We start from the raw sequence: 1061 nt of genomic DNA on the forward strand, positions 1-1061 counted from the left end.
CTAGTGTTCTGAGTCGGGAATTCTGTTCAGATAACTGGCGAGGCGTTCGAGGATTTCGTCCGCGGTCTTTGTCCAGATGTAGGGCTTCGGATCGGTGTTCCAGGCGGCGATCCAGTTGCGGATGTCCTTCTCCAGGGCTTGGACAGACCTGTGGACGCCTCGTCGTATCTGTTTGTTGGTCAGTTCGGCGAACCATCGCTCGACGAGGTTCAGCCAGGAAGATCCGGTCGGTGTGAAGTGAAGGTGGAAGCGGGGGTGGGCCGGCAGCCACTTCTTGATGGCGGGTGTCTTGTGGGTGGCGTAGTTGTCGCAGATGAGGTGGACATCCAGGCCGGCAGGCACCTCTTTGTCGAGCTTGGTCAGGAACCTCTTGAACTCCTCGGCCCGATGTCTGCGGTGCAGGGAGCCGATCACTTTGCCGGTGGCGACCTCAAGTGCGGCGAACAGGGTGGTGGTGCCGGCGCGGACGTAGTCGTGGGTCGCCCGCTCGGGAACCCCAGGCATCATCGGCAGCACCGGCTGGGACCGATCCAGCGCCTGGATCTGCGACTTCTCGTCCACGCAGAACACCAAGGCCCGCTCGGGCGGGTCCAGGTAGAGGCCCACGACATCGTGGACCTTGTCGACGAAGTACGGATCGGTCGACAGCTTGAAGGTCTCCGACCGGTGCGGCTGCAGGCCGAAGGCCCGCCAGATCCGTGACACCGATGACTGGGAGAGGCCCATCTCTTTCGCCATCGACCGCGTCGACCAGTGCGTCGCGTTCTTCGGAGTGGATTCCAGTGTCCTGGTGACCACCGCGGCGACCTGCTCGTCCGTCACCGTCCTGGGACCGCCCGGACGTGGCATGTCCCCCAGACCGGCGATCCGGTACTGCACGAACCGGGCCCGCCAGCGGCCCACCGCATGAGGTGTGGAGCCGAGTTGAGCAGCCACGTCCTTGTTCGAGGAACCCTCGGCGCAGGCCAGGACGATCCGACACCGCAAGGCCCACGCCTGCGGCGTGGAACGACGCCGCACCCATTCCTCGAGTGCGGTTCGTTCGTCGTCCGACAGTGTCA

1 protein-coding gene is annotated in these 1061 nt (G+C 64.2%); it reads right to left on the minus strand.

Translation table 11 applies throughout. The features are described from left to right. A complete protein-coding gene (locus ACFWBQ_RS38330; protein WP_385508676.1) occupies nucleotides 1-1056 on the minus strand; it encodes an IS630 family transposase in 1056 nt (351 codons plus the stop codon). Nucleotides 1057-1061: the final 5 nt, after the last annotated feature.

Source organism: Streptomyces sp. NPDC060035, assembly GCF_042736635.1.
In the GTDB taxonomy this organism is placed as follows: Bacteria; Actinomycetota; Actinomycetes; order Streptomycetales; family Streptomycetaceae; genus Streptomyces.